The organism is Spirochaetota bacterium, from assembly GCA_040756435.1.
In the GTDB taxonomy this organism is placed as follows: domain Bacteria; phylum Spirochaetota; class UBA4802; order UBA4802; family UB4802; genus UBA4802.
The window spans coordinates 1-20,097 of the sequence record JBFLZD010000011.1 but is presented as its reverse complement, the minus strand read 5'-3'; the positions used below and the strand labels follow the sequence as shown (position 1 = coordinate 20,097).

Annotated in this window: 17 protein-coding genes; 12 read left to right on the top strand and 5 right to left on the bottom strand. The window is 38.4% G+C overall.

The genetic code is table 11. From position 1 onward, the window contains the following. Window positions 1–279 precede the first annotated feature (279 nt). The 7 genes from AB1444_04860 to AB1444_04830 all read left to right on the top strand — a co-directional run bounded on the left by AB1444_04860 (window position 280) and on the right by AB1444_04830 (window position 8,300). Window positions 280–1,128 carry a flagellin gene (locus AB1444_04860; protein MEW6525984.1) on the top strand — a complete coding sequence of 283 codons (849 nt, stop codon included), beginning with the start codon at window positions 280–282 and terminating at the stop codon, window positions 1,126–1,128. Window positions 1,129–1,445: 317 nt separating this feature from the next. Further along, a complete protein-coding gene (locus tag AB1444_04855) occupies window positions 1,446–2,288 on the top strand; it encodes a flagellin (protein ID MEW6525983.1) in 843 nt (280 codons plus the stop codon). Between the two features lie 127 nt (window positions 2,289–2,415). Beyond that, window positions 2,416–2,742 (top strand): flagellar protein FlaG, encoded by a 327-nt coding sequence (locus tag AB1444_04850; GenBank protein ID MEW6525982.1) that lies wholly within the window; start codon window positions 2,416–2,418, stop codon window positions 2,740–2,742. A gap of 110 nt (window positions 2,743–2,852) precedes the next feature. After that, a complete protein-coding gene (gene fliD, locus AB1444_04845; GenBank protein ID MEW6525981.1) occupies window positions 2,853–4,874 on the top strand; it encodes a flagellar filament capping protein FliD in 2,022 nt (673 codons plus the stop codon). 19 nt (window positions 4,875–4,893) lie between these two features. Beyond that, window positions 4,894–5,883: a hypothetical protein gene (locus tag AB1444_04840; protein ID MEW6525980.1), complete on the top strand. Its 990-nt coding sequence runs from the start codon at window positions 4,894–4,896 to the stop codon at window positions 5,881–5,883. A gap of 337 nt (window positions 5,884–6,220) precedes the next feature. After that, window positions 6,221–7,612, top strand: a complete 1,392-nt coding sequence (gene argH, locus AB1444_04835) for an argininosuccinate lyase (GenBank protein MEW6525979.1) — start codon at window positions 6,221–6,223, stop codon at window positions 7,610–7,612. After that, on the top strand, window positions 7,596–8,300 hold the full coding sequence (locus AB1444_04830) for an MgtC/SapB family protein (protein MEW6525978.1): 705 nt from the start codon (window positions 7,596–7,598) through the stop codon (window positions 8,298–8,300). Before argH ends, AB1444_04830 begins: the two co-directional genes overlap by 17 nt. A gap of 31 nt (window positions 8,301–8,331) precedes the next feature. Here AB1444_04830 and ispD read toward each other — a convergent pair whose 3' ends face one another. Next, window positions 8,332–9,039 (bottom strand): 2-C-methyl-D-erythritol 4-phosphate cytidylyltransferase, encoded by a 708-nt coding sequence (gene ispD / locus AB1444_04825; GenBank protein MEW6525977.1) that lies wholly within the window; start codon window positions 9,037–9,039, stop codon window positions 8,332–8,334. Further along, window positions 9,036–9,527, bottom strand: coding sequence for an NAD(P)H-dependent oxidoreductase (locus tag AB1444_04820; protein MEW6525976.1), 492 nt, complete (start codon window positions 9,525–9,527; stop codon window positions 9,036–9,038). Before AB1444_04820 ends, ispD begins: the two co-directional genes overlap by 4 nt. A 262-nt stretch (window positions 9,528–9,789) precedes the next feature. On the opposite strand from AB1444_04820, the gene AB1444_04815 reads away from it, so the two are divergent. Further along, on the top strand, window positions 9,790–10,947 hold the full coding sequence (locus AB1444_04815) for a pyridoxal phosphate-dependent aminotransferase (GenBank protein ID MEW6525975.1): 1,158 nt from the start codon (window positions 9,790–9,792) through the stop codon (window positions 10,945–10,947). 293 nt (window positions 10,948–11,240) lie between these two features. Here the strand turns inward: AB1444_04815 and AB1444_04810 are convergent, their stop codons facing one another. Next, window positions 11,241–12,410 (bottom strand): FAD-dependent oxidoreductase, encoded by a 1,170-nt coding sequence (locus AB1444_04810; GenBank protein MEW6525974.1) that lies wholly within the window; start codon window positions 12,408–12,410, stop codon window positions 11,241–11,243. Between the two features lie 592 nt (window positions 12,411–13,002). On the opposite strand from AB1444_04810, the gene AB1444_04805 reads away from it, so the two are divergent. Beyond that, complete coding sequence (locus tag AB1444_04805) at window positions 13,003–13,599, top strand: transposase (protein MEW6525973.1); 597 nt, start codon at window positions 13,003–13,005, stop codon at window positions 13,597–13,599. A 30-nt stretch (window positions 13,600–13,629) separates the two neighbouring features. Here AB1444_04805 and AB1444_04800 read toward each other — a convergent pair whose 3' ends face one another. Then, window positions 13,630–14,151 (bottom strand): hypothetical protein, encoded by a 522-nt coding sequence (locus tag AB1444_04800; protein ID MEW6525972.1) that lies wholly within the window; start codon window positions 14,149–14,151, stop codon window positions 13,630–13,632. A gap of 4 nt (window positions 14,152–14,155) precedes the next feature. Then, window positions 14,156–15,499: a hypothetical protein gene (locus tag AB1444_04795; GenBank protein MEW6525971.1), complete on the bottom strand. Its 1,344-nt coding sequence runs from the start codon at window positions 15,497–15,499 to the stop codon at window positions 14,156–14,158. Between the two features lie 764 nt (window positions 15,500–16,263). Between AB1444_04795 and AB1444_04790 the strand changes: the two genes are divergently transcribed. The 3 genes from AB1444_04790 to AB1444_04780 form a co-directional block, all read left to right on the top strand. Further along, entirely contained in the window at window positions 16,264–16,716 is a 453-nt protein-coding gene (locus AB1444_04790; GenBank protein ID MEW6525970.1) for a hypothetical protein, read from the top strand. Window positions 16,717–16,989: 273 nt separating this feature from the next. Continuing rightward, complete coding sequence (gene fusA, locus AB1444_04785; protein ID MEW6525969.1) at window positions 16,990–19,104, top strand: elongation factor G; 2,115 nt, start codon at window positions 16,990–16,992, stop codon at window positions 19,102–19,104. A gap of 177 nt (window positions 19,105–19,281) precedes the next feature. Continuing rightward, on the top strand, window positions 19,282–20,097 hold an 816-nt coding region (locus tag AB1444_04780; GenBank protein ID MEW6525968.1), incomplete at its 3' end, for a putative sugar nucleotidyl transferase.

Genomic DNA, 20,097 nt, shown 5'->3' with positions numbered 1-20,097 from the left:
ACTGGAAATTTTAGCATTCATGTTTTAGGCCTACGGTGACGAAAAGTCGAGCAGGGAGTAGTGTCTCCTGACGTTGGTCTTTGAAAACACCTGTTGGGGTTTGTGGTTTGATAGCATCACTCCAGGCTTGGCCTTTCAGTGGTTCTGGTCTTGTATGAGCCCAGATACAAGCCTGGAACAAGGCAGCGTTTTTGCTGCTCACCATTACACTGCACTGTCTGCCCGGTGAGGTGTAATTAATGGCAGGGAAGCCAAAACTAATGTGCAAAGGAGTGTAAAATGATTATCAACCACAACATGAGTGCTGTAAATGCTAACAGAACGTTGAAGTTCACACAGTGGAGTGTGAACAAAAGCATGGAGAAGCTATCGTCTGGTGAAAGAATAAACAGAGCTGGCGATGATGCTTCTGGTTTGGCAGTGTCTGAAAAGATGCGAACCCAGATCCAGGGTTTGCGTCAGGCTGAACGAAATACCGAAGATGGTATGTCGTTTGTTCAGACTGCAGAAGGGTATTTAGCACAGACTGCCCAGATTATCCAGAGAATAAGGGTTCTGGCGGTTCAGGCTGCAAACGGTATCTATACCAACGCAGATCGTCAACTTATTCAGGTTGAAGTATCTGCCCTGGTTGATGAAGTGGACCGTATAGCATCGCAGGCAGAATTTAACCGGTTCAAAATATTAACCGGTGAGTTCTCCAAGATTAATCCAAAGTCAAGCATGTGGTTCCATATGGGACCTAACGCCAATCAGCGCGTCAGGGTATTCATTGGAACCATGACAGCTCAGGCTTTCAAGATGAAAGATGCTACCGGTAAAGTAGCTATTACACTGACATCACCAGGTGGTGCAAATGCAACCATTGGTGTTATGGATGCAGCACTACAGAAGCTTTCCAAGCAGCGTGCTGACTTAGGTGCCTATTATAACAGGCTTGAGCATACTGCCAAGGGGCTTATGACCGCGTATGAGAATGTTCAGGCATCAGAATCCCGTATCCGGGATACTGATATGGCTGAAGAAATGGTAGAATTTACCAAGAACACAGTCCCTGTGCAGTCAGGCACTGCAATGTTAGCACAGGCTAATTTACAACCCCAATCGGTGTTACGATTACTTGTGTAATCAGATAGGGGACACACCTAACGGTTCTTTGAAAACTTATGTGATGATTCTCACTCTCCCTGGACGATTGTACCGGGGCTGTCCTTTCTATTCGGCTGCTTGTTCTGGCGGCCGGTGATGATGGGAGGGCGTCACCGGCTGCCGGAATCACGGCAGCTGATGAGGTCTGGATGATGGGCAGTCCGGGCAACATTGGGGAGAAAACCCCTGGTCTGACAATAGACCCGGTATGTTCATGATGAACATACTGAAAAATCCTGAGATATCTCAATAGAAATACCGGGATATCCTGTAAACGTTCAAGGGAGGGAGAGTTTATGAGAATCAATCACAACTTAAGCGCTATATTCGCTAACAGGCAGCTTAAGATCGTCTCATCGCGAATGGATAAGTCCATTGAGCGGTTGGCATCCGGCCAGCAGATTAACAGAGCTGGCGATGATGCTTCGGGGCTTGCTGTGTCTGAAAAAATGAGGACACAGATTAACGGTTTGTTCCAGGCTGAACGAAATGCCGAAAATGGGCTTTCGTTTATACAGGTTGCCGAAGGATCATTACAGCAGATTAATGATATTCTGCAGAGGATCAGGATGCTATCGGTACAGGCTGCCAATGGAATTTATTCAAATGCCGACCGTGCGCAGATTCAGGTTGAAGTGTCACAGCTTATTGATGAAATCGACAGGATTTCAACATCCGCTGAATTCAACCGTATGAAGATGCTCACCGGCATTTATGCGCGCAATTCGCGAGTAGGAAGCATATTCTTCCATATTGGGCCAAACCAGGGGCAAAGGATTAGAGCCTTTATTACTACGATGAGTGCCAAGGCTTTAAACCTTTATGATGGGAACCGAAAACGGTCAATTTCCACTGTTGGTCAGGCAAATGCCATGATAGGGTATATCGATGCAGCTTTAGATAAGCTGAATCGGCAAAGGGCAGACCTTGGTGGCTACTACAACAGGATGGAAAATACCATCAATGCTCTGGCAATGTCCTATGAGAATATGTTAGCTGCTGATTCCCGTATACGGGATGCGGATATGGCAGCCGAAATGGTTGAGTTTACAAAGGACCAGATCCTCGTCCAGAGTGGTGTTGCGATGCTGGCTCAGGCTAATTTCAAGCCTCAGTTGGTATTGCATTTATTGGGATGAGGGGAATATCCGGTTACCGCAGTGCCGACCGGGATTTGCCCTCTCTTAGAATTTACGAGGAGAGGGCAAAAATTTTTTCAAATTTTGTACAGGGAAGGTTTTTAAAGTATACAAGGAGGTAACTTGTATGGATATTAGCAAAGTTTCGGGGAATATGCCTGTAAATGCTTTCAAGGTTAAGCAGCCTGAAGCACGAAACGAGAACAGGGGATATGAAGAACCCCGTTTTACAAAGGAAAGTTTGAATGATGCTGTAGACATGCTGAATGCAGCGGCAAAAACAGTCAACAATCGTATAGCATTCTCAGTTGATGAAAAGACTGACAGAATTGTTATGCGTGTTCTGGATGCCAACAATAATGAAGTGATACGGGAAATACCTCCAAAAGAGGTAATCAGGCTTGCTGCTCAGATCAGGGAAATGATAGGCATGTTTATCGATGAATCACGATAATTTTGTTGTAATATGTCGCTTTAGTGATTGGTAAATTTTGCCGATAATGTATTGAAATAGTATGGGTACATTGCTATCTTTACTATTATCTTACATGAAGGGATACATGTATGCCAGTCACTTTAGGCGGCGTAGCATCAGGGATGGATACCGACCAGATAATTCAAAAGCTGGTTGAAGTAGAAGCCAGGCCTATTATACAATGGCAGGAGGAAAAAGATAATTATTCTCTCCGTAAGGAAGCTTTACGTCAGCTGCAAACAAAACTTAATACATTAAACAATGCAACTAAAGATTTATATGGTTTCAGGTCACCATTCAAGGAAAAAGGTGTCCAGGTTTCTGATACTGGTGTTTTGCAGGCTCAGGCATCACGGCATGCAGTGAATGGCACACATACACTTGAAGTATTGAATTTAGCTTCATCCCACAAAATATCCACTGATCAGATTAAAGAAGATGAAATATTGCCCGCAGGAACTTTCAGCATTGAAGTAGATGGAAATTCATATACCATAAAATTCCGTGGTGGTAATATCAAAACATTGAGCGACAAAATTAATGAAATTGCATCCAGTGTTGTTTCGGCAACAACAATTAAAACTATCGATGATAAAAGTATTTTAACTATTGAATCAAAAGTGCCGGGAAAAAAGGGTGAATTAAAAATACGCGGTGACGAAGAGTACTTAAAAAAGATTGGCCTTGTAAAAGGTGAAAAAGGCGCAGCAAAAGAATCCCAGCGAATAATCTTTGATACAAAATATTTTACAGGTTATACTGGTGACAAACCTGTAGAGGATGAAGATGGTACTCTGACAGTTGATAAAGAAGGGAAAATGCTAACAATAGATGCCAAATTATGGCGTGAGTATATTTTACCGGTTGAGTACAAAGCACAAAAGCAGTCAATACTTGAGTTGAATGTTACATATTCAAAAGAAAAATCGGAAGATGAAGTAATACCCTATAAAGTTGAGATAGGTCCTGATGAAACAACTGTTATAAAAGGTATTGAACTGAAAGGGTATAATGTTTCCCGTGAACGACCTCTTGAAAAGAAACCAAAAAAAGAGGTTGAAGATATTATTGGTGTTGGAGTAGTTTCGATTGAAGATGGCAAACGTACTGAAAAAATATATAAGCTAGACCCAAATAAACAGGGCAAACAGGAAATACCGGTAGGGCAGGATTTTGCAGATAAAAAGATAACAAAAATTTTGTTCTACTGTAATGATGGCAAAGCTACGTTTCAAGATGCCTCACTGATTACCGAGATAAAAGGGGAAGGAATACTTGAGCCAAAAAATGTTATAGCTGAAGCAAATGATGCAAAAATAAAACTTGATGGAGTTGAGATAGTTAGACCCAAAAATAGCGGTATTGATGATGTATTAAAGGGGGTAACCCTTAATCTCTTAGGCACTTCAACGAAACCCGTTACTATAACAATACGTCAGAATACTGAAACAGCAGTTGAAAAAATAAAGAAATTTGTTGAAGCATATAATGATTATCTTACATTTAATAATGAATTAACAAAAGCAGCAAAAAGTGACAAAGTTGGTGATTATCAAAAAGATAAATATAAAAACGGTATTTTTATTGGGGATATGACTCTTATGCGGTTGCAAAATGCATTGAAGACCGCAATTAGCTCCGCTTATCCATCAAATGTAGAAAAACCGGTTAAAATGCTTTATCAGATTGGAGTTTCAACCGGTGAAATAAATGCAAAGTGGGAAACAATAAGAGAAGGCAAGCTGATAATAGATGAGGCAAAGCTTGTTGAGGTGCTGTCAGAAAATCCGGAAGGTGTTCAGGATTTCTTTGGTTCGGATAATGATGGCGATAACCGGATTGATAATGGATTGGCTTTTAAGATGGAAAGTATCCTGGATCCGTATGTTAGCGCAGGTAAAAACATCATAGTAGCAAAAATGGATCTGGAGGATGCATCTATTAAAGCTACTGATGAGCGCATTGAACGAAAGCAGGAGCATCTGAAAGCGTATGAACAGAAATTAAGGCAAAAATTTGCTTCCATGGAAAAGGCTATCTCAGGATCCAAGTCACAGAGCAACTGGCTGGATCAACAAATGAAAAATTTGAAAAATCAAACTGGCGATTAATTATTAAAATAAGAGGTATATGATGCAGCTTTTAATCAATGATCATCCTGTTGATTTTACCATAGAAAAAGAAAGTACTGTAAAAGATGTGATGAGTTCAGTTCATAGCTGGGCATCAGAGCGAAGCCTGATATTTTCAGGTGCTATTGTTGATGGAGTGCTGTATCAGCCAGACTCGGCCCCCGATACGCCAATACATGACATTAAAAATATTAATTGCTTTGTCCAGTCTGTGGGTGATGTGGTGATTGATTCCATAAAAGAAGGTATTGCATATTGTAATAGAGCCGAACAGTATTTAAAAGATAAAGAGTCAATTGCGCAATTAACTGATAATGAGTTTACTCAGTTGCACTATGGTATAGAATGGATTATTTCAGTATTACAGTCGGTATTGCATATGCTTGGCCTTGAAAGGGAAGATGTGCGGTTTAAAGATATGACGGTACAGCAATATATTGATTCAATTAAATCATTGCAAAACATGATAAGTGAAAATAGGACCAATAGTGATGTTAATAAAATTCATGAATTGTTTCATGATGTAACAACATTATTCAGAGTTTTACTTTGCAGTGATGCACTGAAGCATCTTATTATTCAGAGTGTGGATTCGCCGGATGTTCTTTTTCAGACACTGCTGGATTTAAAATCTATGATTTCAAAGCAGGTGAATAATTTAGAGGCGATAGCCAGCCTGTATCAAAAAGGTAAAGATAATGAAGCACTGGAGATTATACATACACTTGTGGATTTCCTTTATTTATACATGCGAACCTGCTATCAGGTATCACCGGTATTTGGCATAAATCTGGCTGACATTGTCTATAATGATCAATCACTTGAAGAATTGAATATCAGATTACAAGATATGTTATCCGAAATTGTAGAAATAATGGAAAATAATGATATAGTCAGCCTTTCAGATATACTAGAATATGAATTAAAACCTCTTATTGGGGAATTAGACAACTATCTTGACATAATACTAAAAAATATCAAATCGTAGATTCCCCTTTATACTTGACATAAATAAATTACTGATAATAATCAGTAGTAATTCCTAAAAAATTATTTAGTGAAATATGAAGTATGCACTCCTACCACTGGAGATGATTGATATACATTTTTATTATATAATTTCAATGAAATGATTTACTATAGCTTTGAAAAAAAAGTATTTAGCAATTGATAGTCATGGCTATTACAGGTTAATTTGATGAAAGTAATAGGATATCATTCTAATTTAATTGAAAAATTTCAATGTAATAAACATGAGATTCTTAAGTCACTGTGCTTCTTAAAATGACAGTGCATTATAATTCTATTTCTACAGGAGAACAGCTTTGAAAAACAAAAAACTATGGGGTGGAAGGTTTAGTGATACAACCTCTAAAGTTACAGAACAGATATCTACATCATTGCATTTTGATGTCAGGTTATACAAACATGATGTACAGTGTTCCATTGCACATGCCAAAATGTTAGCAAAACAGGGTATACTATCCCAGGATGATTGCAATGCAATTATAAATGGTTTACAAACAATACAGAAAGAAATTGAAGAAGGCACATTCCCTTTTAACGAAAAGCTTGAAGACATTCACATGAATATTGAAGCAAGATTAACGGAGCTTATTGGCGATGCAGGAAGGAGGTTACACACTGCACGTTCACGAAATGATCAGGTAGTCACCGATGTACGATTGTATTTGAAAAACGAAATTAACGATATACAAAAACTTTGTGTTGATTTGATACAAAAGTTGATAAAGAAAGCTGATGAACATAAACATATCGTTATGCCGGGGTATACACACTTGCAGATAGCACAGCCTGTGCGCTTCAGCCATCATCTTCTGGTATATGCCTGGGCGTATCTGCGTGATCTCAAACGGCTGAAATTTGCATTCACTTCTGCAGACGTCCTTCCTTTAGGAAGCGGAGCTCTGGCAGGAGTTAATTATACCACAGACAGGCACTATGTTGCTAAAGAGCTGAATTTTACAACTATCGCACATAATTCAATGGATGCAGTAAGTGACAGAGATTTTATTGCTGACTTTTTGTACTTTGCTGCAATGGTGGGTATGCATTCATCACGCTTGGCAGAAGATTTGATTGTGTGGTCAACAGCCGAATTCAATTTTATAAAGCTATCTGATAGCGTTACAACAGGCTCATCCATTATGCCTCAGAAGCGCAACCCCGATGTTGCTGAACTTATACGTGGGAAAACGGGCAGGTTATATGGCAATTTAATTTCATTGTTGACAGTGCTAAAAGGGCTCCCAATGACCTATAACCGCGATTTACAGGAAGATAAAGAACCTCTCTTTGATTCCATTGATACTGTGAAATTGGTGCTGAAAGGCATGGCCGAGATGATTGAACATATGACAGTGAATAAAGAAATAACAAAGAATGCATTATATAAAAATTTTTCCACTGCAACTGATATTGCTGATTATCTTGTTATGAAAGGTATTGCTTTCAGGCAGGCTCATGAGATAGTTGGTTCAATTGTTAAGTATTGTGAAAATAACAATAAAGACTTTTTTACTTTACCATTGGATGAATTTAAGAAATTTTCAGAAAAATTTGATGCTGACATTTATGAATACCTTGACCCTGAGAAATCAACTGAACGAAAAAAATCATATGGAAGCACTTCACTTGAAAGCATTGAAAATCAAATACAATTATTAAAAGAACAATTGCATGAGTTCAGTCATTGATACCATTACCGGTCTTGATGTGTTGCACCCCGTTACAGTGCTTGTACGAATTATGTGTGCAATTATTGCAGGGTTCTGTATAGGTTTTGAACGCGAGCGTCACTATCAACCTGCAGGTTTGCGTACACACATGGTTTTATCTTTGGGCGCATGCATTATTATGATTTTGTCATATTTTATTCCCTATGTGTATTCACCTGGTTCTGGTGATCCCGCACGGCTTTCTGCACAGGTGATTAGCGGCATTGGATTTCTGGGTGCAGGCGCAATTTTTAAATATGGATTCAGCATACGAGGACTAACTACCGCGGCAACAATATGGACAACATCAGGCATTGGCATGGTATTTGGTGCTGGGTTTTATTTTTTAGGGGCCTTGGCTACGGTGCTACTGGTGGTAACATTACAGGTATTTGAAAAAGTTGAGCTGTGGCTTGTTGAACAGAAGAAAATCAGAATATTGCAGATAACCTATTATTCCGATGCTATTGCAGCAAAGCAGATTTTAGCAGCAGTAAAGACACATGCTGGTGATATTGACATACGACAGGTATCCATTACCGAAGATGTAGAAAACCATACATCAGATCTGATTGTGCATTGCCGTATGGACGAAGATTTCAGTATACGGTTGCTTTTTGATGAAATAAAACAGCTGGGGCACATCAAAAAGATAAAGATAGATTAGCAATATTATTAAAATATTCCTACAACCCAAATCACCTAATATTCTTTATTCCCTTATCCTTTATTAACAATTTTGCTAACTCCATATCTTCGTTTGTAGTAATCTTTATGTTTGTATAAAAATCTCCTGTTATGGCTTTTACTGTATATCCGGCAAGTAAAGCCAGCGACACATCATCGGTAGCATGAGTAATATTACGCTGGCGTGCTTTTTTGTGGGCATCAATAATTATTGAATACCGAAAGCATTGCGGTGTTTGTGCTGCATAGAGAATTTCACGTGGTAAAACGTGCGTTATTGTAGAATCATTCACCTGTGCAATCGTTTCTTTTACAGGAACATACATACCACATGCACCGTGCAGTGTAGCTACATCAATGCACTGCTTAATCATACTAATAGTTATAAAGGGGCGTGCTGCATCATGAATCAGCACAATATCATCACTGGAAAAATTGCACGCTTGCAATCCATTAAAGCAGGATTCCTGGCGTGTTTGTCCACCATGCGTGATGATAATGGTAGTATCAGGAAAATATGTGTTGATGACATCTTCCAGCTGTTGCTTGTATTCAGGATGAATGGCTATTATTATGCTATCAATTAATTGTGATACAGCTAATGTTTCAATTGACCATGCAATAAGAGGTTTGGTGCCAAGCTGTAAAAATTGTTTTGGGACAGCAGCACCCATACGCTGTCCCATACCACCTGCTACTATGATGGCACAATGTTTCACTGTTTATCCCAGAGTTTTTTTGCTAATTCAGCAACACGTTTACCCAGCAGTGCTGCATTCTTTTTTGTCTTTTCGTCAGGAGAACCAATGCAAGAAACACCGTAATGACCTGTTGCTTCCATAGGATCACCAACAATAACCATCCCGTAGATGAGCATAGCCTGCAATATTGAAAGGAGTGTGGTTTCCTTACCACCTGATGGATCACTTGAAGTAGCAAATGCAGCGCCTACTTTGTTTTCCATCTTACGTCTAATAATAACATAATCATCAAACAAACGTTTTAATTCAGCTGCCATTGTGCCAAAATATACCGGTGATCCTGCAATAATGCCCTGTGAATTCAAAAAATCATCTTTGGTCACTTCTTCTGTTGAACGCAGTATGCACTGAGCACCCTCAACCTGTTTAACGCCTTCTGCTATTGCCTGTGCAAGCTCCTTAGTATTGCCTGAACGGGAGTAGTATAAAATCAAAATCTGGACCATAGGCTTCACCCCTTATTATAGTATGCAGGATAGTTACTGTTTATTGAATCAATGATTAAAATAAAGTGAAAGTGAAATTTTGTCAATAGTTGCTATTATTTTTTTGCGATAGTTACTGTAAATTAGGCTTGTCATGATAGTGATTTGCTGGTTAACTTGTAATAGGAAGCTGTAATTAACAAATTGCTTGTGGGGAAGCAATATCGTTGTAGTATATGTGTACACTCTACATAAAATTTTGTAATAGTGAGAGTATATTATTATGAACTATCGCACTATGCTATCACAACGTGCACATGAATTTACATCATTTATTGTTATGGATGTTATGGCAAAGGCCGAAGAGCTGGAACGCAAAGGTGAGCATGTGATTCACTTAGAAGTTGGGGAGCCTGATTTCATGACACCCAAAATTATTGAAGAAGCTGCCATAGAAGCATTGAAAAAACAAAAAATAAAATATACCCACGCGTTGGGTTTACTGGAATTGCGTGAAGCAATCTGTGAATATTATTACGATGAATATAATGTGTCACTATCACCTGATCAGATACTGGTTACTACAGGGACTTCACCTGCGCTTCTTTTTGCCATGCTTGCTATACTTAATCCCGGTGAAGATGTTATTGTATCAAATCCTCGCTATCCGTGTTATCAAAATTTTATCATTGCAGCAGGAGGAATTGTAAATGAAATAATAACCTATCCCGAAGAAGGTTTTCAGTATAGACCTGACGACATAAAGAAAAAAATAACCCCCAAAACTAAAGCTATTATGTTAAATTCACCCTGTAATCCAACAGGCATTGTCATGAGTAAAGACGCACTGCAGACAATAGCTCAGTTTGATAAACAATTTATCATTTCAGATGAAATTTATCATGGCCTTGTCTATAAAGATAGAGCGCATTCCATACTTGAATTTACTGATAAGGCATTTGTTATAAATGGCTTTTCCAAACTCTATGCAATGACAGGTTGGCGATTAGGCTATTGCATTTTCCCAAAAGAATTTTCAAACGTAATGCAGCGTATTCATCAAAATTTTATGATTTCGGCAAATAACTTTATTCAGTGGGCTGGTATTGCCGCATTACGACACGCAAAGCAGGATGTTGAACATATGCGCAATACATACAACATCAGGCGTAAATATATGATTCAGCGATTACAATCAATGGGATTTACAATCCATGTTGAGCCAACAGGCGCATTCTATGTGTTTGCAGATGCACGTGCTTTCTGTAGTGATTCATATACAGAAGCATTCAATATAATAGAGAAAGTTAAAGTTGGAGTAACTCCTGGTATTGATTTTGGTAGCGCCGGCCAGGGTTTTTTACGATTTTCGTATGCAACATCGTTGGAAAATATTCAAGAAGGCTTAAACAGAATTGAAAAGTATCTCAAAGAGAAGTAGACTATGGAACCGTTTCAAAACAAACCGTGGGTCTTGCAATAACCACAGTGTACGTCACGTCGTTCCTTGCAGTGACGCAAGTGTAAAGTCATTGCGAGCGTAGCGAAGCAATCTCAATAGCACAGAAAGAAAGATTGCTTCGTCGCTGGTGGTTCTCGCAATGACGAGTAGGAGTACCTGCGACACTCGCAACTATGGGATTGTTTCGTCACTTCGTTCCTGGCAATGACAGGAAGGCAAAATTCACTGCAAAAAAGATGTCTTTTGAGACACCCCCTAAATATCACCAAAAATCATGTAAACTTCCCAATTAGTTCACCAATCTCAGCTTTTTTTTCCATAACGTTGCGGGCAAGTTTTATAATATTCATGTCACCAATGACAATTGCTGCCACAGGTTCAGTATTATTATATAAAAACTTTACGTATATGCTGTCGGCTTTATGAACTATGGATTGAGTGTCTTCTTTAGTAAAATCACCTGCCGAGTAAAGGTCAATGCCTGTTATTTTTAACAATACTGAATGCAATGTACCCTTGTATTCCTGTTTAACTCCTGCCATATTTAATCCTGCAAGCTTCCCCTGTTCGCGTGCGGCAGGCCATATTCCATAACATATTCCATTGTATTCAGTTGGATCTCCCGCAGCAAAAATATCCGGTTCGGAAGTTTGCAGATAATTATCAATAACTATTCCACGGTTTACCAAAATCCCTGCATTCTTTGCCAGGGTAGTCTCTGGTTTAATTCCCATTGAGAATATCACAGTGCTTGCGGTAAGTTTTTTCCCTGATTTGCAGATGACTATTTGTGCGGAACTATCGCCCATAATTTCCGTAACCGAATCACCTAATACAAACTGTAATCCCTTTTGCTCAAGAAGCTTTTTTACAATGGTTGCTCCATCACCATCAAGCTGGCGCGGCAGGAGCCTATCAAAAAATTCAATAACTGTTACGCTGCATCCCCGCTTGCACAAACTGTATGCAGTTTCCAGTCCCAAAAGGCCACCACCAATCACTACAACATTTTTGTTAGATGCGTTGTTTATATGGTTAATAATAGCATCTGCATCATCAATAGTGCGAACGCTGAAAACACCCTGTGACGTGATGCCAGGTATGGATGGCACGGAAGGAGTGGCACCAGTGGCAATACAAAGTTTGTCGTATTTAATCTTTGATCCATGATGCAATGTTATATATTTATTCTTTGTATCAATATCAATGACTTCAGTTTTAAACAAAACTTCAATGTGTTTTTCATCATAGGTTGCAGGTTTGTAAATATACAGATTTTCCGGTTTAATATCACCAGCTAAGTATTCAATGAGGCGTGGGCGATAGTACATGTGATAGGCTGATTGGGTTATAATAGTAATTGCTGATGAACTATCCTGTGAACGAATAGCCAGCGCTGCTTCGGTGCCTGCAACGCCATTGCCAATAATACAGTAATGCATTTTATTCCTCCATAAAACGATATATATGTGTATGTAATGAAAATGCTGTTCTGTCAATTATAATATTGTAATTGTTTTAAATATCATAACTGTATAGATTATAGGCTCTGACTCCCAAATCCCAGTATCTCTCCAATAACTTTGCGCACTCTGCGTGATGCATCGGTTTGTCTCACACAGAGATTGCAGAGATGGGGAGAGTGAGGCTCTGATCCCTTACAATAGTGTCACCCCTGCGGGGTTTTCCTTTAGGGTGTAGAATATAAGCTCTGACCCCATCACTCGTGTACTCTGTATTCTCAGTGAGATGTTTAATTTTTGTTTAACGCAGAGATCGCAGAGATAGGGAGAGTGAGGCTTTGACCCCTAAATCCCACCATCTCTCCAATAACTCATCATACTCTGCGTGATGCATTACTTTGTCTCGCGCAGGGATCCCAGAGAAGAGGATAGTCTATGCTCTGACCCCATTGTTTAAAATTTTTCATCAAAAATACAAATTTTTTCCCAATTCCTTTTAATTTTTCCCACCAAAAGCGTTGTATACAGTAGAAGCGTAATAGCATATTACTATACTTATAGGAGGAATACTATGGCACGGAAATTGCGTGTACAGATGCCCGGTCTTACCTATCACATTACTTCTCGCTGCATTGAGTGGCGAAATATGTTAGAAGAAGAGTACTTTAAAGCCTGTTTTGTGGAAATTTTACGCAGAGCAAAAGAAAAATACCCGTTTAAGCTTATTGCCTACTGTATTATGGACAATCACATCCATTTGGTTATTCGCACGGTAGATGATGGAGCACCTATAGGGCGCATTATGCAGTATATAAAAGCGCGATTTGCAGAACTGTATAATAAGGTTACCGGAAGGACTGGTCCTTTCTGGAATGAGCGGTATAAGGATAGTATTGTAGAATTTGCAAAAGATGGATTTCACTATTTGTTGTGGTTGTTGTGGTATTTAGCGTATAATCCGGTACGGAAAAATTTATGCTCTGACCCCACTACATACACTTACAGCAGCATAAAAGCATATTTACAGGAGGATGCTGATGTAGGGGTGCCAATAGATTACCATGACTATTTTAAAGAGTTAGGGAAAACATTTGCCGAAAGGGTAAAAAGATTTATGTGCTACGATGCAATATATCGCAAGCGGTATTCTATTGTGGGATGGGTGTAGAAGGGGTCAGAGCTTATATTTCTATATTATTCAAGGAATTTCAACCATAGCGCTGCCACTGATTTCAGCTATATTAGTATATGATTCATATAATGATTCATTAGGTGAAGAAGGTTTTTTATCATCTTTGCCATCACCATCATAATCACGTTCATCCCACTCAATGACGCCAACACGGTAAAAGTAAATGCCTGATGATGGAATATGTGTGTTGTCATGAGTAAATTGCGATGTCCAAGTATACTGTAGATTGGAATCATATTTAAAATATGTAGAAGAACTAATACTGTAGCAAGCTCCAACAACTATATAATCTGCAAATTCATTGTTTGGTTCTTCGGTCATATATATTTCATAGCCGGCAAAGGAGTCATTGTCGGGATTAGCATTCCACTCAACGACTACACCAGTACCTGCCTCATAATGGGCACTGATGGAAAAACTGGCACGGTTGGTAAGAGCTCCTTCGATATAGTCAGCTGTGTAGGAGCAGGCTATTATATGAGGAACTATCGCCCATAAAAATATGTATGATAAAATTTTACTTTTCATTGAACTAAATCCTAAAACTTGCACTTGCTTCTATTACAAATTTATCAACTACCTCAACAAGTCTATCAAGCTCACTTGCGTCATTATATGAAGCCTTAATGGTTAAGGTAATATATGGCGCAGTACCGTCAATCATGGCAAACCAGCCACCTGTGTCATTATCACTATGCTTGCTATGATAGCTTATTGCAGGGTCATAGTATTTATTTACTCCCAACCATACAATGAAATCCCAGCCAGGGTTATCCATAAGATCATATCCAGCTTTTGCCCACCATATCCGCATCATTGGCAGTAATACTTTTTGCTCTGTTCGCTTATCAACAAGCGTTCTGTCAACATGTTGTAATTCAATACTGGTTGCAATATAAAAATTGCCAAAGTTTTTGGATAACGTTGTGTAATAGGTATACAGGGTAGCATGTTGCTTTAAACTATCGCTCATGGTATTTGATTTGCCGCTTGCTGTACTTATCCACACCGGGTCATATGGCTCATCGTTGTATTTATGATATTGTTTGTAACCAATTGTTGTCTGTGGTATGTATGAAGGTATGGTTGTTGCAATGGATAACAATTGTGTTATGTTCAGGCTTACATCATAGGATTCCATGCGGTCTTTTGCTGCTGTTGACCGCCAGGTTAATGTGTTATAAAGACTTAATGATGTGAAGTAGCGTTTGGTAATTGTTGATGGGTCAAAATTATAATCCAGAGTGCCATCTTCGTTTGGTTCAATCTGCTGATTAAAGACAATCCCTGCATGAAGCGTAACGTAGGGAACAAACACCGCTGTGATTGCAACAATATCGTCAAAAAATTGTGAAAAGGCATAATCAGTTGCAGTTTCACTACCGGCGCTCCCACGGTTAATTTCAACCGAACGTGTTAATCCATAGTGATACCCACAGGCTGTAAAACCCAGTAAAATTGAGTTGTTCACCCATGGCTTGCGGAATGTTGTGACATCGGTTATGTCTACTGGCTGAGTTTCATCCGGTGTTTCTGTAACAGGTGTATAGACTGAGAATAACATTGCTAGATCTGAAAATGTTCTGACCAGCCGCATGGGTACTGCTTCTTTTTGGCCAGTACCACGGTTATATGTGTTTACATAAAAATTAAATACCCAGTTTACGTTTATATATGCATCAAAGTGCAGATAGTTACTGAATATGGTATCCCAACGCTGATAAAAGATCTGCTGGACAGTCTGGCTTCGGGAAGCAGCGTTATGCAGTGAGGATGCTTCGTAAACATTCTGTGCATATACTACTGGATTCAATAAACAAAGATGAATACAGAACAAAATTGTGACATAAATTTTGTAATTGTGTAATAATTTCATACTATCATCAAAATATTTTATCTTAATTTGGATTTTTACAATTATATAATGAATACGAATTTTGCAATAATAAAATACTTTGATTAATAAGTATAATAGGATAATAACTATGATACATCAGCAATAATTCCTAAAAAATTTCATAATGAATATAGTGTACGGGGTCGTCTCAAAAGAAACGGTAGTGCATGCAATGGCGTGAGTGCAATGTCATTGCGAGCGAAGTGAAGCAATCTCAATGATGCAGAAGATGAGATTGCCACGCGCCTGCGGCGCTCGCAACTATGGGATTGCTTCGTCACTTCGTTCCTCGCAATGACAGGAAAACAAAAGTCATTGCAAAGAGGTGTCTTTTGGGACACCCTTTGTACACTATTTTATATTTTATTCAAATTTCCACATTTAGGAATAATTAGTGATGATACATTATAAATGTAAGCGCCAAATAAATTACAAACTAGTAGTAATGAAATAAAAAGCTATAAAATATTTTTTTATTAGTCGGCAGTTATGTGAATAATGTCCCTCCACTTTAGAGCAACCTCATAGTGTGGTGTGACATACTTGCTATGCATCAATCTTTACACTGCTTGCCCTTTTATCATAATGCCTATTATCCTGAGGATGTATCACAATGTATGGTGTACAACTGCACCATGGCCTATTCTTAACGTGAATGGTTTTTCAAACTGCATACAATTTGTAGTTGAAATTATTTCCAATAGTCCTATTGTATTGTTACATACGTACTTTGGAGGAAACATATGAATATAGAAACGACTACCTGCATTGCCTATGCACACTTAGAGCTTTTACAAGAAAATGCCACTATCCGTAAACTATCGCTTCATACGTTTGTTATCAATTTCATCAACTATGTGCTGTCATATAAACGAATTCCGGTGAAAAGCTATACACGGTTACAGTATAGGAAGCGGTATCACACCTGGAAGCGGGTACATCTATATTTGTATGAGAATGAGTATGAGTTTGTGATGGATGTGCGCAAAATATGTAAGATGTCATTGGCAAAGGTTATAGCCTATTGTGTTGAGAATTATCTGTATGATTTTCTTGCTGCATTAGACAGTGATGAAAATACCGATAACTATCGTTTTAGTGGCTACACATTTTCATTTTATTTAGAAGAAGGCATTCCTTGTTGCCAATTTTACTGGGGACCACCGCCGGAATTACTACAAAAAGCAGCACAGTAATTGCCTATCACTAAACTATACTGCTACATAACTACGATACCAGGAAGTGGTAAGAAAAACTTTTGTTTTTCAAAAGATAATGTTTTATTAAACTACTTTTCTAAATTGATTATGAATATTCTTTGTGAACTTGTGCTATAGCTTTCAATTTTATAAAATAAAATACTTTACAAAAAACATATAGCATTTTACTTTTCTGCAAAAGCTTTTGTCTTTTCGTCCTAAAAGAGAATATCTCATTTTAATTTAGTGAATAGTACGCTGGAGGGTATGATGCTAAAAGAATATTCTACTGAAAACGTTAGAACTGTTACCATTGTGGGGCATGGAAGTACCGGAAAATCTACATTATTTGATGCGATGTTGTTTATAGGTGGTCAAATTGACAAAATTGGCAAGCCGGATGACGGGTCGCTGACATCGGATTATGATGAGGAAGAAAAAAGCAGGAAAATGTCAATTCGTAGTGCACTGGGTTATGTTGAGATAGATGATGTTAAAATAAATATTATTGATACACCTGGTATGTCAGATTTTGTTGGTGAAGCACGAGCCGCTATTCAGGTAGCCGAAGCGGCTATCGTAGTGGTTGATGCAGTTGATGGCGTACAGATAGAAACTGAAAAAGTGTGGCGTTATTTAGAATCAAAAAAGATTCCACGAATCATTTTTATAAACAAAATGGATAAAGAACGGGCAAATTTCAATGCTATTATTGATAACCTGAGATCCCATTTTAATGCAAAATTTGCAGCTGTTTGCATTCCTGTCGGTGAAGCTGATAAACACAGCGGTGTTATTGACCTGATTGAAATGAAGGCTATGATGCCTAAACCTGATGGCAAAATTCAAGCAAGCGATATCCCGGCAGATTTGAAAAAGGCTGCAGAAGATGCACGCAATAGTCTGATGGAACTATCGGCTGAAGGCGATGACGAACTGATAGAAAAGTATTTAGAGGGTGAACCATTAACTGAAGATGAAATGAAAAAAGGCTTGAAAGAACTTGTTGCCAGAGCAGAGGTCTTTCCGGTTATTTGTGGTTCTTCACTGAAAGCTATTGGTATAAAGAATTTGCTTAACGTTATTAAAAATTATGTTCCTGCATGGGAATTAAACAAACAGGTTGAAGGTCTAAATCCCAATAATAAAGAAGAAAAAGTGGTTATTACATCAAAACCTGATGCACCATTTGCTGCAGTTGTATGGAAAACATACATTGACCAGTATGCTGGCAGATTCAATTATTTGAAAATCATTTCTGGAACATTATTGCCTGAAACTGAAGTATTAAATTCCACCAAGAATTATAAAGAACGCGTTACAAAACTTTATACTATGATTGGCAACAAACCGGTTGAAGTGCCAAAACTTCTTCCTGGTGATATTGGTGTTGCTGTTAAACTGGATAGAACAGCAACTCTTGATACATTATGTGATACAAAGCATTCAGTGTTGTTGCCAATAATACAGTTACCAAATCCTGTGTTTTCATATGCGGTACAGGCATCCAAGAAGGGCGATGAAGATAAAATTGGCCAGATATTCTCACGAATAACTGATGAAAACCCAACTATCACCTATATATTTAATCCTGAAACCAAACAAACAGTTCTGTCAGGAATGGGTGAAATGCAGCTGGATATTATATTGAAATCCATAAAAGAAAAGAATAAAATTGAGCTTGTTACGTCTGAACCTAAGATTGCATACAGGGAAACTATCACCAAAAAAGCTGAAGCTCAGTATAAGCACAAAAAGCAGACAGGTGGACATGGGCAATATGGTGAAGTATTTATAAGAGTTGCACCACTTGAACGTGGCAAAGGATTTGAATTTATAGACAGCATTGTTGGCGGTGTTATTCCACGTAACTTCATACCGGCTGTTGAAAAGGGATTGCGAGAAGGAATGGATGAGGGTGTGCTTGCACGCTTTCCGGTTGTGGATGTTTCGGTTGAGCTTTACTATGGTTCATATCATCCTGTTGATTCTTCTGAAATGTCATTTAAAATTGCAGCGCGACAGGCATTGAAAAAAGGTCTTGAAGCTGCAGGTCCCATACTGTTAGAGCCCATCATGGAAGTGGATGTGTATGTTGAAAAGGATTCAATGGGTGATATTTTGAATGATATCACCAGCCGCCGTGGCAAGGTACTGGGCATGGGAAGTTCGGATGAGGAAGGGAAATCCCCAATATCAGTAGTTAAAGCGCTGGTGCCACTGGCCGAGATGCTGCGATATTCAATTGACCTGCGTGCAATGACAAGTGGTAAGGCTACCTTTGAAATGCGCTTTTCACATTATGAGCCAATTTCAGGCAGGATTGCTGAAAAAGTTATTGAAGAGCGCAAGAAAGAATTTGCTGAAGAAGACGCAAATAAATAGCTTTTTCTTAAAAGTTTATACATACAAAGCCACTCCTGTAGGGTGGCTTTTTTTATTACATAAATGTTATTGACAACAGTTTATAGTATAACTAATTTTAATAACAGTTTTTAATGAAGGAAATATGGTTTGATAATTAATGATGTAATAGATTAATGTATCTGCTCTAAAGAAAACATGAAAATAATAATTTTTGAAGATTCACAGTATAATGACTTTTTCCCAATAACCCTAACAAGGCCCGTATGGGATATTCGCTGCGGACTTTTCACCATTCACCAGCGATATGCCACCTTGTTCCCATCTCAGTTTCCTGATTCAATCTATTTTTATACACGACATCATTTGGAAGCGATAGTTCACATACAGTATCCCCATCTCCATATTAATGAACCGGTGAAAATCAACCATTCAGAAGAGTTGCTGTTTATCAATGCAAGGGTTATATACCCGGAACTATCGGACATACAAAATAATACTATTTATATGCATAACGATATTCCTGTACTTGCAAAGGTACAAGAAGCTACCATTCCACCATTCACCACCACCGAAGATGTACAAAATTTTTTGCAGGACAAAACTCAAAAAGCAAATTATAACGGTTATGTGCTGACATCTCTGTGGGAATTGATTGATAAAAATGGGGATATTATAACACAGGATTTTAAATTTATAAAAAAGCCGGGTGGCCACAATAGTGTAACAATTTTAGGCGATAGTTCCCAAATAATAGTAGAAGATGATGTAACTATAGAACCGTATGTAGTTATAGATTGTACAAAAGGACCAGTGTATATTGGGAAAGGTTGCTCAATAAAATCTTTTACCAGAATTGAAGGACCATGTGCGATTGGAGATAATACAATAGTATTACAGGCTAAAGTGAGAGAAGGGTGCAGCATTGGGCCATGGTGCAGGATTGGTGGTGAAGTGGAAGAATGCATTTTTCAGGGATTTGCCAATAAATACCATGAGGGATTTATAGGGCAT